General features: G+C 47.2%; 12 protein-coding genes and 1 riboswitch. Of the genes, 8 read left to right on the plus strand and 4 right to left on the minus strand.

All coding sequences use genetic code 11. The features are described from left to right. Positions 1-262 precede the first annotated feature (262 nt). Genes Xkoz_RS12390 through hldE form a run of 3 tightly spaced genes read left to right on the plus strand, consistent with a single transcriptional unit; the run spans position 263 to position 5,602 of the window. Entirely contained in the window at positions 263-1,231 is a 969-nt protein-coding gene (locus Xkoz_RS12390; protein WP_099142456.1) for a CYTH domain-containing protein, read from the plus strand. A 42-nt stretch (positions 1,232-1,273) separates the two neighbouring features. Then, complete coding sequence (glnE, locus tag Xkoz_RS12395) at positions 1,274-4,162, plus strand: bifunctional [glutamate--ammonia ligase]-adenylyl-L-tyrosine phosphorylase/[glutamate--ammonia-ligase] adenylyltransferase (protein WP_099142457.1); 2,889 nt, start codon at positions 1,274-1,276, stop codon at positions 4,160-4,162. 15 nt (positions 4,163-4,177) lie between these two features. Then, complete coding sequence (gene hldE / locus Xkoz_RS12400) at positions 4,178-5,602, plus strand: bifunctional D-glycero-beta-D-manno-heptose-7-phosphate kinase/D-glycero-beta-D-manno-heptose 1-phosphate adenylyltransferase HldE (RefSeq protein WP_099142458.1); 1,425 nt, start codon at positions 4,178-4,180, stop codon at positions 5,600-5,602. 80 nt (positions 5,603-5,682) lie between these two features. On the opposite strand, the gene ubiK is transcribed toward hldE, so the two are convergent. Next, the gene (gene ubiK / locus Xkoz_RS12405) at positions 5,683-5,949 is read right to left on the minus strand and encodes a ubiquinone biosynthesis accessory factor UbiK (protein WP_099142459.1); all 267 of its coding nucleotides are present in this window, start codon (positions 5,947-5,949) and stop codon (positions 5,683-5,685) included. 154 nt (positions 5,950-6,103) lie between these two features. Then, positions 6,104-6,322: riboswitch (FMN riboswitch) on the plus strand. Positions 6,323-6,441: 119 nt separating this feature from the next. On the opposite strand from ubiK, the gene ribB reads away from it, so the two are divergent. Together ribB and ygiD are read left to right on the plus strand one after the other, a co-directional pair. Continuing rightward, positions 6,442-7,095 carry a 3,4-dihydroxy-2-butanone-4-phosphate synthase gene (gene ribB, locus Xkoz_RS12410; protein WP_099142460.1) on the plus strand — a complete coding sequence of 218 codons (654 nt, stop codon included), beginning with the start codon at positions 6,442-6,444 and terminating at the stop codon, positions 7,093-7,095. A 297-nt stretch (positions 7,096-7,392) separates the two neighbouring features. Beyond that, positions 7,393-8,169, plus strand: a complete 777-nt coding sequence (ygiD, locus tag Xkoz_RS12415) for a 4,5-DOPA-extradiol-dioxygenase (RefSeq protein WP_099142461.1) — start codon at positions 7,393-7,395, stop codon at positions 8,167-8,169. Positions 8,170-8,174: 5 nt separating this feature from the next. Here the strand turns inward: ygiD and Xkoz_RS12420 are convergent, their stop codons facing one another. The 3 genes from Xkoz_RS12420 to tolC all read right to left on the minus strand — a co-directional run bounded on the left by Xkoz_RS12420 (position 8,175) and on the right by tolC (position 11,554). Further along, the gene (locus Xkoz_RS12420) at positions 8,175-9,335 is read right to left on the minus strand and encodes a glutathionylspermidine synthase family protein (RefSeq protein WP_099142462.1); all 1,161 of its coding nucleotides are present in this window, start codon (positions 9,333-9,335) and stop codon (positions 8,175-8,177) included. A 6-nt stretch (positions 9,336-9,341) separates the two neighbouring features. Next, complete coding sequence (locus Xkoz_RS12425) at positions 9,342-10,007, minus strand: DUF1190 family protein (protein WP_208615261.1); 666 nt, start codon at positions 10,005-10,007, stop codon at positions 9,342-9,344. A gap of 182 nt (positions 10,008-10,189) precedes the next feature. Then, on the minus strand, positions 10,190-11,554 hold the full coding sequence (gene tolC / locus Xkoz_RS12430) for an outer membrane channel protein TolC (protein ID WP_099142464.1): 1,365 nt from the start codon (positions 11,552-11,554) through the stop codon (positions 10,190-10,192). Between the two features lie 218 nt (positions 11,555-11,772). On the opposite strand from tolC, the gene nudF reads away from it, so the two are divergent. From nudF to yqiA, 3 genes are all read left to right on the plus strand, one after another. After that, positions 11,773-12,414, plus strand: coding sequence for an ADP-ribose diphosphatase (gene nudF, locus Xkoz_RS12435; RefSeq protein WP_099142465.1), 642 nt, complete (start codon positions 11,773-11,775; stop codon positions 12,412-12,414). A 97-nt stretch (positions 12,415-12,511) separates the two neighbouring features. Further along, the gene (gene cpdA, locus Xkoz_RS12440) at positions 12,512-13,354 is read left to right on the plus strand and encodes a 3',5'-cyclic-AMP phosphodiesterase (protein WP_099142466.1); all 843 of its coding nucleotides are present in this window, start codon (positions 12,512-12,514) and stop codon (positions 13,352-13,354) included. Further along, entirely contained in the window at positions 13,354-13,962 is a 609-nt protein-coding gene (yqiA, locus tag Xkoz_RS12445) for an esterase YqiA (protein ID WP_099142467.1), read from the plus strand. The genes cpdA and yqiA overlap by 1 nt, the downstream gene beginning before the upstream one ends. Positions 13,963-13,988 lie beyond the last annotated feature (26 nt).

Here is a 13,988-nt window from a genome sequence, read left to right on the forward strand (position 1 = left end):
GGATCAATCGTGATTTAAACTACCTAAGGGATAGTAAAGAGTTAAGTTTGTAGGTGCAATCAGTAAACCAGAATGAATGTTATACCAACTGACCGAATACAACCCTTTTGCGGTTTTTTTTGGCGAAGTCAAAGTGATGTTTGTTGAGATAACACCCTATTGTGGTTTATTTTTCTCTTCTGTAAAAATTTTTTCTTCTGTGAAGAAAGTGTGAACAGGATTAAGAAAAAAATTCTGTGATATCAATTGAGGAATAAAAAAGATGAGTTCTGTAGAAATAGAATTGAAACTGTCCGTGAAGCCTGATGCAATACCGACAGTTCGCCAGCAATTATTTCAGTTTCCTCATGATTACACTTCACCACAGCATCTGACTAATCGGTATTTTGAGACGCCAGATAACCAATTGCGGCGTTGGGATATGGGGCTGCGTATCCGTGGTTTTGACGGGCATTATGAGATGACCATTAAAACCGCAGGCCAGGTGATGGGGGGCTTACACCAACGCCCTGAATTCAATGTTCCTTTGCCCTATCCTCAATTAGATCTGGCACAGTTTCCTGACCATATCTGGCCTGAAAAGACCGATCTCACACATCTACAGACACAATTGACCGAATTATTCCGCACCGATTTTCATCGTGAAAAATGGCTTGTCACCTATGGGGAAAGCGAAATTGAGGTGGTGTTGGATCAGGGAACCCTTTCTTCTGGCAATAAAGGCGCAGGGGAGCAGACTTCACCCATTTGTGAGTTTGAGCTGGAACTCAAAGAGGGAAATGTGGTTGATCTTCTCGCGTTAGCGAACACACTGGCATCACAAAATGGCTTGCGGTTAGCAAATAAAAGCAAGGCGGCGCGGGGATATGCGCTGGTTTATGGTTTGTCACATCCAACATTACCCAGAGTACCGGATGAGTTGGAATGGCAGCAACCATTGTCTGCGCTTGTGTCTGAAATTTTGGTGCAATGGCAGGAGCAAGAAGAGGGATGGTTGGCCGGTTTACCCGAAGGTAAAACGGGATTAGCACAGGTTTTGCAGTGGCTGATAAAACTGACAGAAAAGCAGGCTGAACGTTTGTCATTCCCGGATTTGTTGGCCGATTTATTGCCGGAATTAAAGGCCGCTTTATCGATGAACCGTTCAAAAGCTGAAACCGTGTGTTATCGCGCAGCCTGGTTGCAATGTAAGCTGGCATTAATGCAGTGGCTGCTGGCTCAGCCCCGATAATCCCTTTTATTATTCAAAAACGGTCATAAGGAAAAACCCGTCATGCTGCCACTTTCATCGCCCTTAATCCGACAATTACAGCATATTGTTGCGGATCTTCTCCCATTAGGGGAGGCAATAACCCCTTTTTCACCTGATGAACAAGCCGTGCTGTCATTGAGTGAGTTTGTGGCAGAAAACGTATTCTCACATCCCGCATGGCTGGAGAATATTCGCCAGGTTCCCCCCCAACCGGAAGAGTGGCGACATTATGCCCATTGGCTAGAACAAGGGCTGATGGCGGTAAATGATGAAAACAGCCTGATGCGGTGCTTGCGTCTTTTCCGTCATCGGATACTGGTCAGGATTGCCTGGTCGCAGGCATTGCAAAGCAGTACGACGGAACAGACACTGCGGCAATTAACAGGGTTAGCTGAGACCTTGATTATCGCTGCCCGTGACTGGCTTTATCGGCGTTGCTGTCAGGATTGGGGGACACCGACAAACAGTGATGGCGTGGCACAGCCACTGCTTATTTTGGGAATGGGGAAATTGGGGGGCGGAGAGCTTAATTTTTCCTCTGATATTGACCTCATTTTTGCTTATCCAGAAAATGGCGTAACCCAGGGTGGACGCCGAGAAATGGATAATTCTCAGTTCTTCACTCGGTTGGGACAGAAATTAATTAAGACGTTGGATCAGCAAACCATAGACGGATTTGTCTATCGTGTTGATATGAGATTGCGTCCATTTGGTGACAGTGGCCCTTTGGTGTTCAGCTTTTCGGCATTGGAAGATTATTATCAGGAGCAAGGGCGTGATTGGGAGCGTTATGCTTTGGTAAAAGCCCGCATTTTGGGCAACGATGATCAGGTTTATTGCCAGGAACTGCGCCAGATGTTGCGCCCGTTTGTCTTCCGCCGTTATATCGATTTCAGTGCGATCCAATCCTTGCGCAATATGAAAGGTATGATTGAACGGGAAGTCCGTCGTCGGGGATTAAAAGATAATATTAAATTAGGTGCGGGCGGGATACGTGAAATTGAGTTTATCACTCAGGTCTTTCAGCTTATTCGTGGCGGAAGGGAGCCGAGTCTGCAATCCCGCTCGTTATTGCCGACATTAAAGGCTATCGACGATTTAACGTTATTACCAACAGAACAGTTGCAACAACTGGAAGAAAGTTACCTGTTTTTACGTCGGCTTGAAAACCTGCTGCAATCCATTCGTGACCAACAAACGCAAACCTTACCCGATAATGAATTGGATCGTGCCCGTCTCGCCTGGGGGATGAATTTTGTCCATTGGCAAGCATTGATGGCAGAAACCGAACGCAAGATGGCGGCTGTGCGAAGTATTTTCCAACAGTTGATTGGCGATGAAGTCGAAGAGCATAGCGAGGAAGCCGGCCATATCCCGTTTAAGAGTTTATGGCAGGAAGCCTTGAACACCGATGAACTCATTGCGTTGATCCCGCATCTTGATAAAGCAAAAGCCCGGAAGATGCTTGATGTCATGGTGCTTTTTCGTCAGGACGTCAGTAAGCGCACTATTGGCCCACGGGGAAGGGATGTCCTTGACCAGTTGATGCCCCGATTATTGGCAAAAATTGCCGCCAGAAAAGATGCGGATATCGTTTGGGAACGGATCACGGCCTTGTTGCTCAGTATCGTCAGTCGTACGACCTATCTGGAACTGATACTGGAATCAGAACAGGTCATGATCCATGTTATCCGGCTCTGTGCCGCCTCCCCGATGATCGCCAGCCAGCTTGCTCGCCATCCCTTGCTGCTGGATGAGCTACTCGATCCCAAATCGCTGTACCAGCCATTGCCGATATCCGCTTATCGCGATGAGCTTTATCAATATCTGCTGCGCATTCCTGAGGAGGATGAAGAGCAATTATTAGAGGCTTTGCGGCAATTTAAACAGGCACAACTATTGCGGATCGCAGCCGAAGACATTGCGGGCGTCTTGCCGGTGATGAAGGTGAGTGATCACCTGACTTATCTGGCGGAGGCGATTATTGAGGCTGTTGTGCGGCTGGCGTGGAGCCAAATGGTGAAACGTTATGGCGCACCCGCTCACTTATCCCAGCAACAAGGCTTGGGATTTGCCATTATTGGCTATGGCAAATTAGGGGGCTGGGAGCTGGGTTATGGTTCTGATTTGGATTTGGTGTTCTTGCTGGATTGCCCAATGGGGGTGATGACCGATGGCGCTCGTTCCATTGAGGCGCGCCAATTTTATTTGCGGCTTGCCCAACGCATCATTCATTTGTTCAGTACCCGAACAACGTCGGGAATATTGTATGACGTTGATGCCCGTTTGCGGCCCTCCGGCGAGTCAGGCATGTTGGTCAGTACCCTTGAAGCCTTTGATGATTATCAAAAAAATGAGGCCTGGACTTGGGAACACCAAGCACTGATCCGTGCACGTATGATTTTTGGTGACGAGAAAATGCGCCGTGATTTTGAACGTATTCGCTGTGAGACATTGTGCCTTCCCCGCCATCCCGATATTTTGCGCCAACAGGTGCGTGAGATGCGAGAGAAAATGTATCGGCATTTAGGCAGTCATCAACCCGATCAATTTGATATCAAAGCTGATCCAGGGGGGATCACGGATATTGAATTTATTGCCCAATATTTGGTGCTGTGTTATGCACCCGAAAATGCCCGGCTGACCCGTTGGTCTGATAACGTGCGCATTTTCGAATTAATGGCGCAGCATAATATTATGGATGAGCAGGAGGCGATGGCATTGACGCAGGCTTATATTACCCTGCGTGATGAATTGCATCATTTAGCGCTGCAATCGTTATCCAGCCAAGTTTCAGTTGATCATTTCAGCCAGCAGCAGGCCTTGGTGCGTGGTAGCTGGCAAAAATGGTTAGAAAGCGACCCTAGCTCTGAGTCTGGTTATGGTAATATCCGCAACAATTTATTCTGATATTTGGAGCATGGGATGAAAGTAGCACTCCCTGATTTTCACCGGGCAGGTGTTTTGGTTGTTGGCGATGTGATGTTAGATCGCTATTGGTACGGTCCAACTAGCCGCATTTCACCGGAGGCGCCGGTCCCAGTGGTTAAGGTAGAAACCATAGAAGAGCGTCCTGGCGGAGCGGCTAACGTTGCCATGAATATTGCTTCATTGGGAGCGAATTCACGTTTGGTAGGTTTGACCGGCATTGATGACGCTGCACGGGCATTGAGTGAAAAACTCAGTAGTGTAAAAGTCCGATGCGATTTTGTTTCCGTCCCAACGCATCCCACTATCACGAAATTGCGTGTCTTATCGCGTAATCAGCAATTGCTGCGCCTGGATTTCGAAGAAGGCTTCCAGAATGTGGATGCCCAGCCGATAATGGAAAAAATTCAGCAATCCTTACCTCATATTGGTGCTTTGGTGCTGTCGGATTACGCTAAAGGCGCACTGAATCAGGTTCAGGCCATGATTAAACTGGCCAATGAGGCTAATGTTCCGGTACTTATCGATCCCAAAGGCAGCGATTTTAACCGCTATCGTGGGGCAACATTGCTGACGCCCAATATGTCCGAGTTTGAAGCCGTTGTCGGGCACTGCAAGGATGATGATGATTTAGTGCAGAAAGGCACGAAGCTGGTGCAGGATTTGGGGCTAAAAGCGCTGTTAATCACGCGGTCTGAACGCGGCATGAGTTTATTGCAGGTTGGGCAACCGCCCCTGCACTTACCGACTCAGGCACAGGAAGTTTTTGATGTCACCGGCGCAGGCGATACGGTTATTGGTGTCCTGGCCACCGCATTGGCCGCGGGCAAGCCGCTAAACGAAGCCTGTTACCTTGCCAATGCCGCCGCAGGTGTGGTGGTGGGTAAACTGGGTACGTCCACCGTCTCGTCCGTTGAGCTGGAAAATGCCGTGCGTGGACGCGCAGAAACCGGCTTTGGCGTAATGAGCGAAGCCAAACTGAAAGAAGTCGTTGCGCAGGCGCGTCAGCGCGGTGAACGCATTGTCATGACGAATGGCTGTTTTGACATCCTCCATGCGGGGCACGTTTCTTACCTGTCTAACGCGCGCAAATTGGGTGATCGTTTAATTGTTGCTGTCAATAGTGATGCCTCCACCAAGCGCCTGAAAGGGGAAACTCGCCCAGTGAACCCACTGGCGCAGCGCATGATCGTATTATCTGCGCTGGGATCTGTGGACTGGGTTGTCGCATTTGAGGAAGATACACCACAGCGTCTAATCGCGGAGATCTTGCCGGATGTCCTGGTTAAAGGGGGGGATTACAAGCCCGAAGAGATAGCCGGTAGCGAAGAGGTTTGGGCTGCGGGTGGCGAAGTGAAGATATTGAACTTCGAAGACGGTATTTCAACGACTAATATCATCAAGACCATTCAGAGCCAGTAAATTTGACCTCATGTGCCGTTATGCCTTTTAAGGAGCATAGCGGCATATCCTTTCATGCTGCTTTCTTCACTGCATTCTCTCTATTGGGCTTGCTTGTCTGATTTTTCTAGGCGAGCTTCCAATTCATTCAGGCGTTGTTCCATTGCTGCCAGTTTCTCACGGGTGCGCAGCAAAACTTGAGTCTGAACATCAAATTCTTCGCGGTTAACCAAATCCAACTTGCTCAATTGGGATTGCAAAACGGCACGCAATTTTTTTTCCACATCATCGCCAAATTCTTTGACACCTTTTGGCATGGCGTTGTGAAGCTGGCGGGCAATTTGTTCAATTTTCTTTGGATCAAGCATGATGATCATCCTTTTATGGCGTAATTTTGTTTTATAGCGTAACGGTATTGGCACTATTCTAATACCCTATGGCGAAAGCATAAATGATCGCGAGCCAGGTTTCCTATTTGATTTTGTTGATTGCCCCTGCCGATTATTAACGCTATAGTGAAACGGTTTATCTCAGGGCAGGGTGAAAGTCCCTACCGGCGGTAACATAAGAGATCGAATGATTATTTTATGAAGCCCGCGAGCGCTCTGTTTGGCATTATCCCTTTGCTGTTTTTCCTGGCTCGTCTGGAAGGAATTGAAACAATCGGGGATAAAACAGAGGTCAGCAGATCCAGTGTGATTCTGGAGCCGACGGTGATAGTCCGGATGGGAGAGAATAACAGCATCAATCGAGTGCTTGCGCTTGTCTGTTGTTTTTGTTGCCGTATTTTTTGTGCAGCACGAACTCCTCAAAATTGCCCTGATTCTGGTAACCCATACATTTTAAGAGGCATATTTACCATGAATCAGACGCTACTTTCCCCCTATGGGACGCCATTTGAACGTGTTGAGCGTGCGCTTGCTGCTTTGCGTGCAGGTCAGGGCGTAATGGTGTTAGATGATGAAAATCGTGAGAACGAAGGTGACATGATTTTCGCCGCCGAAACGATGACGGTTGAACAAATGGCATTAACTATCCGCCACGGCAGTGGAATTGTTTGCCTGTGCTTGACGGAAGAGCGACGTCAGCAATTAACATTGCCGATGATGGTGGAAAACAATTCAAGCCAATATCAAACCGCTTTTACTATCTCCATTGAAGCGGCACAAGGCGTAACAACCGGCGTGTCTGCGGCAGATCGCATCACGACAATCCAGGCCGCTATCGCAGATGATGCCCAACCCAGTGACCTGAACCAACCCGGACACGTTTTTCCTCTGCGTGCGCAGCCTGGCGGAGTTTTAACCCGCCGTGGCCATACCGAAGCGACCATTGATCTGGTCAAAATGGCGGGTTTCAAACCAGCGGGAGTGTTGTGTGAATTGATGAATGACGACGGTTCAATGGCTCGCGCCCCTGAAGTGATCGAATTCGCAAAACAGCATAATATGCCGGTCGTCACGATTGAAGACTTGGTGGATTACCGCTTAAAAATGGCAAAAGCGGCTAGTTAATGGGTAACAGAACCCTAAATGAGACTGTTTTTTCAAATTCGGATAGAAAACAGATCGGGATAAGATATCGGTTATACTCAACAGATTTCAGCCTCGTAGCTTGAAAGATGGGGAGACATACGCATGCACCTTGAGAGGCTACAGTCCACACCCTGTGGCCTTTCAGTATTTCTAAGACACTCCATTATTTTTGATTGACAATATTCAAGGAAGAAATGCCTTAATCCTGTCATAATTTTTTTATCATAACCCGCAATTCATCATTCGAATGTTTAATCTGCTGTATAAGGGGCGAAAATGAGTCTCCTGAGAATGCCTGCACTATTCATTGGTCATGGCAGCCCAATGAATGCCATTGAAGATAACTGTTATTCACGCGCTTGGTTTGAATTGGGGAAAAAATTACCCCGGCCAAGGGCGATCCTGATCATTTCTGCACACTGGTACACGAAAGGTACAGCCGTGACGGCGATGGCACAGCCCAGAACTATCCACGATTTTGGGAACTTTCCCAGACAATTGCATGAAAAACAGTATCCGGCGAAAGGTTTTCCTGAACTGGCAGTATTGGTACAGGATATTCTAGAGCCCATTGAGGTCGAAACTGATTTTGAAAAATGGGGATTGGATCATGGCGCTTGGGGGATATTGGCAAAAATGTACCCTAAGGCAGATATTCCGGTTGTCCAACTCAGCATGGATCGCAATCAGCCGGCTTCCTTTCATTATGAAGTCGGTAAAAAATTAGCTTTACTGCGGGATGAAGGGGTCTTAGTCATAGGAAGTGGGAATATTGTACATAACCTGCCGGCCGAAAAATTGGGGGCAGAGCCTTTTCCCTGGGCGCGCTCTTTTGAGCAGTTTGTGCGTGAAAATTTAACCAGCCTGCAAGAGCCTCATCCCCTGTTTCACGCCCTGGACAGGGAAGATGGTCAATTGTCTAACCCAACGCCAGAGCACTTCCTACCCTTATTGTATGTGATGGGGACATGGGATAAAAAAGAGCCGATTTCAACGCCAATTGAGGGGGTTGAAGACGGCTCTTTAAGCATGTTATCAATTCAGATTGGTTGATTGAATCAATCTAAAATGATATGCGGGTAGAAACGTGACAGATCTTGGGTAATCAACTCACGATCTTCACGGATACAGATACCCGCAGATTGATCATCCACTAACCAGCTACCGATCAGCGCATAGTTACCCTCGAATTTCGGCAATGCATGGAATTGCTGAACGATCATGCCCTCTTCCCCATAGGGGCCATCAGCGCTGGCAATTTCACGGTTATTTTCAATAATACGAATATTGGCACCTTCACGGGAGAACAGGGGCTTAATCACATAGCTGTCCATCTGTGAAGGGCGCTCATCCGCAAAATAGGCCGGCAGCAGGTTAGGGTGATTTGGGAACATTTTCCACAGCATCGGCAATAGCGCTTTATTGGAAATAATACTTTTCCATGCGGGTTCCAGCCAGCGGACACCGGCATCAGCCAGCTTGGTGGAGAACATCTCACGTAGCATAAATTCCCACGGATACAGTTTAAACAGGTTACTGATGACTTGATCTTGCAAGTCAGTAAACTGCCCTTTCTCACCCAGCCCGATATCCTCAATAAACAGGAACTCTGTCGGAATATCGGCTTCCGCGGCACAATCCTGCAAATACTGGATCGTGCCACGATCTTCCTCAGTATCCTGACAGCAAGCCATGTGCAGCAAGCTGAATCCATGTTTTTCCCGTAACTGTACAAAACGCTCAATCAGCTTTTCTTGCAGGCTGTTGAACTGATCGGCATTTGCCGGCAGATTGCCTGCATTGATCTGGTCTTCCAGCCAGATCCACTGAAAGAAAGCCGACTCATACAGCGATGTTGGGGTATCGGCGTTGTTTTCCAGCAACTTAGGCGGATTTTTGCCATCATAGGCCAAATCCAGCCGGGAATAGAGTGAAGGTTGGCTGGTTATCCATGAAGAGCGAATAAACTCCCAGCAGTGTTTTGGGATCTGGAATTTTGTCAGCAGCTCTTCGCTATCGACCACTTTTTCCACGACCTGCAAACACATTTGGTGCAGTTCCGTTGTGGCATTTTCAATCTCTTCAATTTGGTTCAGGGTGAACTGGTAATAAGCCTCTTCACTCCAGTAAGGCTGGTCATACAGGGTGTGAAAATTGAAACCATATTCTTCTGCTTTTTCGCGCCAATCCGGGCGCTCGGTAATACCAATGCGTTTCATCGTTGATTAACCACCCATTGAGCGGTGAGAACTGGAACTGGCGGATGAACGCTGCATGGCGGATTGTTTCGCCACAGATTCACCAAACCCACCACGGGTAATGGTCGTTGTGGTTGCCGGTTTTGGCGCCATGGCCGTTTTTGGCACGGTCATACTACGACCACCTGCAGTGGCTGAGCCATAGTTTTTACCTGTTGCATCAACAAACTTGCCATTCGCCGGGCTGGAAGCCGATTGTGATGTAAACAGCGGTTGCGATGGGGCAGAGCTGCCGCCCATTAAGCGTCCCATCATATAACCTGCCATTAGAGGCATCCAGAAACTGCCGCTGCTGCTTTGTGCCTGAGCTTGGCCGACTCCCGCCTGAGCAGGGGCTTGAGTACATTGTTGTTCACCAAATTCAGCAACACACTCTTCGCGAGAGGCATATTTGGGTGCCGTTTTTTCCGCTTCTTTCAGGGCGTTATTATAAGCCGTTTTGCATTGTTCACTTTGAGAAGGGTTCGCCTGGGCACACTCATCGGCATTGGTATAAAGTGATACCGTTTCATCGCTCTGTTCACAGGCTGAGAGCATAAAAACAGTACTGACAGCAAGCGCGACAGGTGTCAGGCGATAGCTTCGCCACGTCTTGCGGAAAGCATCGTGGTTGATCTCTTTTGTCCGTTTCATTGTCATAGGGGCATCCATCTTAACGGTATTTGATTAAGAGCGTATCCCACGTAGGATACCCAATGGGAGTGGCTCTTAGGGATATGCGTAAGAAAGCAGCCCACACAATCGCGGGCTGCTTTCTTTATTAGTATAGCGTTTTTAATATAACGTTTTTCAGTTGAGAACGATAGTGCATTAATTCAGCGAACTGATGGTGTTTTCATCTCTTTAATGATACTGCTGGCAGAGGTTGAAATTTGTGAGCCTAACATCTTGTTCAACTCTATCAAGTCATTTTCATTTAAGGTGCCACGCGCCTGTTTGTTCTGTAACAGGGAAAGCAGATAATCGTAACGGGCTTTAGACAGGTTCTGTTTGGCTTGGTAAAGTTTGGTTGTCGCCTGCAACACGTCAACAATAGTCCGGGTGCCTACCTGATAACCGGCTTCCATTGAATCCAATGAACTTTGTGTCGAACGGACAGTCTGTTTGTTGGCTTCAACACTGCTGATTGATGCAGAAATATTATTGGTAGAGGAGTGGACTTCTTGTGTCACTTTACGATAGGTGTTTTCCAAATCCTGGCTGGCGCTGACGAAATTATATTTCGCCTGTTCGACTTGGGAATAAGTCTCACCACCATTAAATAGCGGCAGGCTTAAGGATAACCCAACAGAATGATTTCCGGTGTATTTATCATCCCGGACGATTCCGCGGTCATGGCCATTCCCGATCTCCGTGCCGGCCGTTAACTGTACCGTTGGCATATAGCCTGTCTGTGATTCTTTGATCCGTTCACGAACTAAGTCTTGTTTTAAACGTGCGGACAGCAGGCTCAGGTTGCGGGTTTCTGCTTCTTTCAGCACGAGATCTGCCGGTTCCGGTTGCTGGGTCTTGAAGTGATTAATATTCAATTCCGCTAATTGTGGGTAGTAATTGCCCGTAATCATGCGCAGTTTTTCCAACGCATTATCTAAATTATTACGGTTAGAAACCTCTTGAGCCAGAATTGAGTCATATTCGGCGCGGGCATTTTGTACGTCGGTAATGGCAACCAGCCCAACATTAAAACGCTGAGTGGTTTGATCCAACTGACGGTATAGTGACGCTTTTTGTGCTTCCGTATACGTCAGGACATCAATTTTATTCAGAACGTCAAAATAAGCCTGCGCGGTATCCAGAATTAATTTTTGTTGGGCTGTTTGGTAATCGATATCGGCGATACCGGCATTTTTCTCAGATTGGTTCAGTTGGTTCCATTTACGCATATCAAAAAGGGTTTGGGTCAGCTTTAGCCCCGCGTTAGTACCGTGAGATTCTGAGTCTCTATTGTCGCGAAAACCCTTGGCATAAGTAACGCCTGCATTCAGACCCAATTGGGGCAATAAAGTACTGCGAGCTTCATTAATTTTTTCAACCACAGTATTACGGTCAGCTTGTGCTTTAAGCAACTCTGGATTTGTTTCTTTCGCCTGCTGATAAATCTGGAGCAGATCGGCTGCATGGCTTGAAAGACTAAAACCTGCCAGATTCATAGCGATAAAAAGAGAGAGCAATTTCTTCATTTGCGTTCCTTGTTGTGCAGCTATTTTACTTAAGTTGCCTCTGCATAAAAATCAATACCATAGATTCTAGCAGAGAATGCCAGCAGGATAGGGTGGCTGTTTGTGCCATATTGCCTCATTTTTCAGCTTGTTTGTATCATCAAAATGAATTTATTTAGCCCAATGTGAAAAAATACCTTTTAATAATAGGAAATTTCAAAAAATCAGAAGGATATTTTATGAACAAGAATCGGGCATTGCCATGTACCTTTACTCAACAAGATGTCGAAATTATTTCCCAAAAAATACTGTATCGCGGTTTTTTTACAATGACAGAATATCAATTCAAGCATCGTCTATTTCGCGGGGGTTGGAGTGAAATCATCAAACGTGAAGTTTTTGAACGGGGCCATGCTGGTGTTTTATTGCCTTATGATCCGGTGCGCGATGAAGTTGTTTTAATTGAACAAATCCGTATTCCGGCAATTGAAACCAGTGATACGCCGTGGCTACTGGAAGTGATTGCCGGCATGATCGAAGAGGGTGAAGATGCTGAACAGGTCGTCCGTCGTGAAGCCGTGGAAGAGGCGGGAATTGAGGTTAAACGTTGCCAGCCGGCGTTAAGTTACCTTTCCAGCCCTGGTGGTACGACAGAGCGCATGCATATCTTTGTCGGTGAAGTTGATGCCGCCACTGCGTCAGGGGTTCATGGCTTGGCGAGTGAACATGAAGATATTCGCGTTTTGGTTGTGAGTCGCAAACAGGCCTATCAATGGGTAGAAGAGGGCGTTATCGATAACGCGGCTTCCGTTATTGCAATACAGTGGTTGGCGTTGCACCATGAAAAACTTAGGAAAGAATGGTTGGGGAATCCCGCCTAATTGACGTTGGAAAATGGGAAGTGTGCCCCAACCAGCAGATCTTTTGCCTAAAGACACGTTAAAATAATCCTTATGATCGACAGGAAAAGGAAACCTTTTGGAAAGCCTGCTTGAAGTACCTGTGGCAGAAGGTGCCGCAGCCAGAATACTGCAAATCACCGATACGCACCTTTTTGCTAATAAGGGAGATTCATTGCTGGGAGTCAATACCTATTGCAGTTATCATGCTGTATTGGACATGATTTTAGCGCAAAATCTCGATATTGATTTGATCGTTGCGACAGGTGATTTGGTACAAGATCAGACTATTAATGCCTATCAGCATTTTGCTCAGGGCATTGCCCGTTTGTCCGCGCCGTGTGTTTGGTTGCCCGGTAATCACGATTATCAACCCGCGATGGTTGACACATTGGCCGCAGCAGGTATTTCGCCCTCCAAGCAGATATTCATCGGACAGCGTTGGCAGTTGATTATGCTGGACAGTCAGGTACAGGGCGTTCCCCACGGTGAGTTGACGGATTATCAGCTTGAGTGGATGAAAAAGTGTCTGGATGAGCATTGCGATCGCCATGCGATTATCATGCTTCACCATCATCCGGTGCCGTCTGGATGTACATGGCTGGATCAGCACAGTTTACGTAATGCCCCTGACTTGTCAGAATGTTTGAAAGGCAGGACACAGGTAAAAGCCATATTGTGTGGACACATCCATCAAGAAGTGGATGAAATGTGGAACGGCATTCGTGTGATGGCAACACCATCAACCTGTGTGCAATTTAAACCACATTGTACTAATTTTATGCTTGATACAGTGGCTCCGGGTTGGCGTTATCTCGAACTGTCTGTGGCTGGCAATCATAAAGAAGCGAAATTGCAGACACAGGTTCACAGACTTAAGAGTAACGAATTTTGCCCGGATTTAGATTCGGACGGGTATTAATGTCGACGTTACTCTATTTACATGGTTTTAATAGTTCCCCTCAGTCAGCGAAAGCAAATGCGCTGAAAATGTGGTTGCACCAGTATCATCCTGAAATTGATATGCTGGTGCCGCAATTACCCCCTTATCCTGAAGATGCGGCCATTTTACTGGAAGAACGGGTGATGGAACTTGCCGGTGAAAACATCGGGCTGGTGGGGTCTTCCCTGGGGGGATATCTGGCGATTTGGCTTTCCCAGTGCTTTAGTTTGCCTGCCGTGGTCGTCAATCCTGCGGTACGTCCTTTCGACTTGCTTTTGAATTATCTTGGGGAAAACGTGAATCCCTACACCGAAGAGCGCTATACTCTCGAACCAAGCCACATACATGATCTCAAAGTGATGCACATTGACCCGCTGGAATCGCCCGATCTTATTTGGTTATTGCAGCAAACAGGGGACGAAGTGCTTGATTACCGTCAAGCGGTTGCTTATCTGATGCAATGCCGGCAGACGGTTGAATCGGGTGGAGATCATGCCTTTGTTGGTTTCGAATACTATTTTCCTCAAATCATCGACTTCTTGGGGCTAACCAGTGGCAATAGTAAAAAAATTGCCAAAAATAGGTAAACGACTGGTATTATCAACAGTATATC

It is taken from the genome of Xenorhabdus kozodoii (assembly GCF_002632875.1).
GTDB classification, from domain to species: Bacteria; Pseudomonadota; Gammaproteobacteria; order Enterobacterales; family Enterobacteriaceae; genus Xenorhabdus; species Xenorhabdus kozodoii.

Excerpts from the sequence above, each read along its gene's own strand:
- Xkoz_RS12390 (WP_099142456.1), top strand. The coding sequence starts at position 263 with ATGAGTTCTGTAGAAATAGAATTGAAACTGTCCGTGAAGCCTGATGCA.
- glnE (WP_099142457.1), top strand. The coding sequence starts at position 1,274 with ATGCTGCCACTTTCATCGCCCTTAATCCGACAATTACAGCATATTGTT.
- hldE (WP_099142458.1), top strand. The coding sequence starts at position 4,178 with ATGAAAGTAGCACTCCCTGATTTTCACCGGGCAGGTGTTTTGGTTGTT.
- ubiK (WP_099142459.1), bottom strand. The coding sequence starts at position 5,949 with ATGCTTGATCCAAAGAAAATTGAACAAATTGCCCGCCAGCTTCACAAC.
- ribB (WP_099142460.1), top strand. The coding sequence starts at position 6,442 with ATGAATCAGACGCTACTTTCCCCCTATGGGACGCCATTTGAACGTGTT.
- ygiD (WP_099142461.1), top strand. The coding sequence starts at position 7,393 with ATGAGTCTCCTGAGAATGCCTGCACTATTCATTGGTCATGGCAGCCCA.
- Xkoz_RS12420 (WP_099142462.1), bottom strand. The coding sequence starts at position 9,335 with ATGAAACGCATTGGTATTACCGAGCGCCCGGATTGGCGCGAAAAAGCA.
- Xkoz_RS12425 (WP_208615261.1), bottom strand. The coding sequence starts at position 10,007 with ATGAAACGGACAAAAGAGATCAACCACGATGCTTTCCGCAAGACGTGG.
- tolC (WP_099142464.1), bottom strand. The coding sequence starts at position 11,554 with ATGAAGAAATTGCTCTCTCTTTTTATCGCTATGAATCTGGCAGGTTTT.
- nudF (WP_099142465.1), top strand. The coding sequence starts at position 11,773 with ATGAACAAGAATCGGGCATTGCCATGTACCTTTACTCAACAAGATGTC.
- yqiA (WP_099142467.1), top strand. The coding sequence starts at position 13,354 with ATGTCGACGTTACTCTATTTACATGGTTTTAATAGTTCCCCTCAGTCA.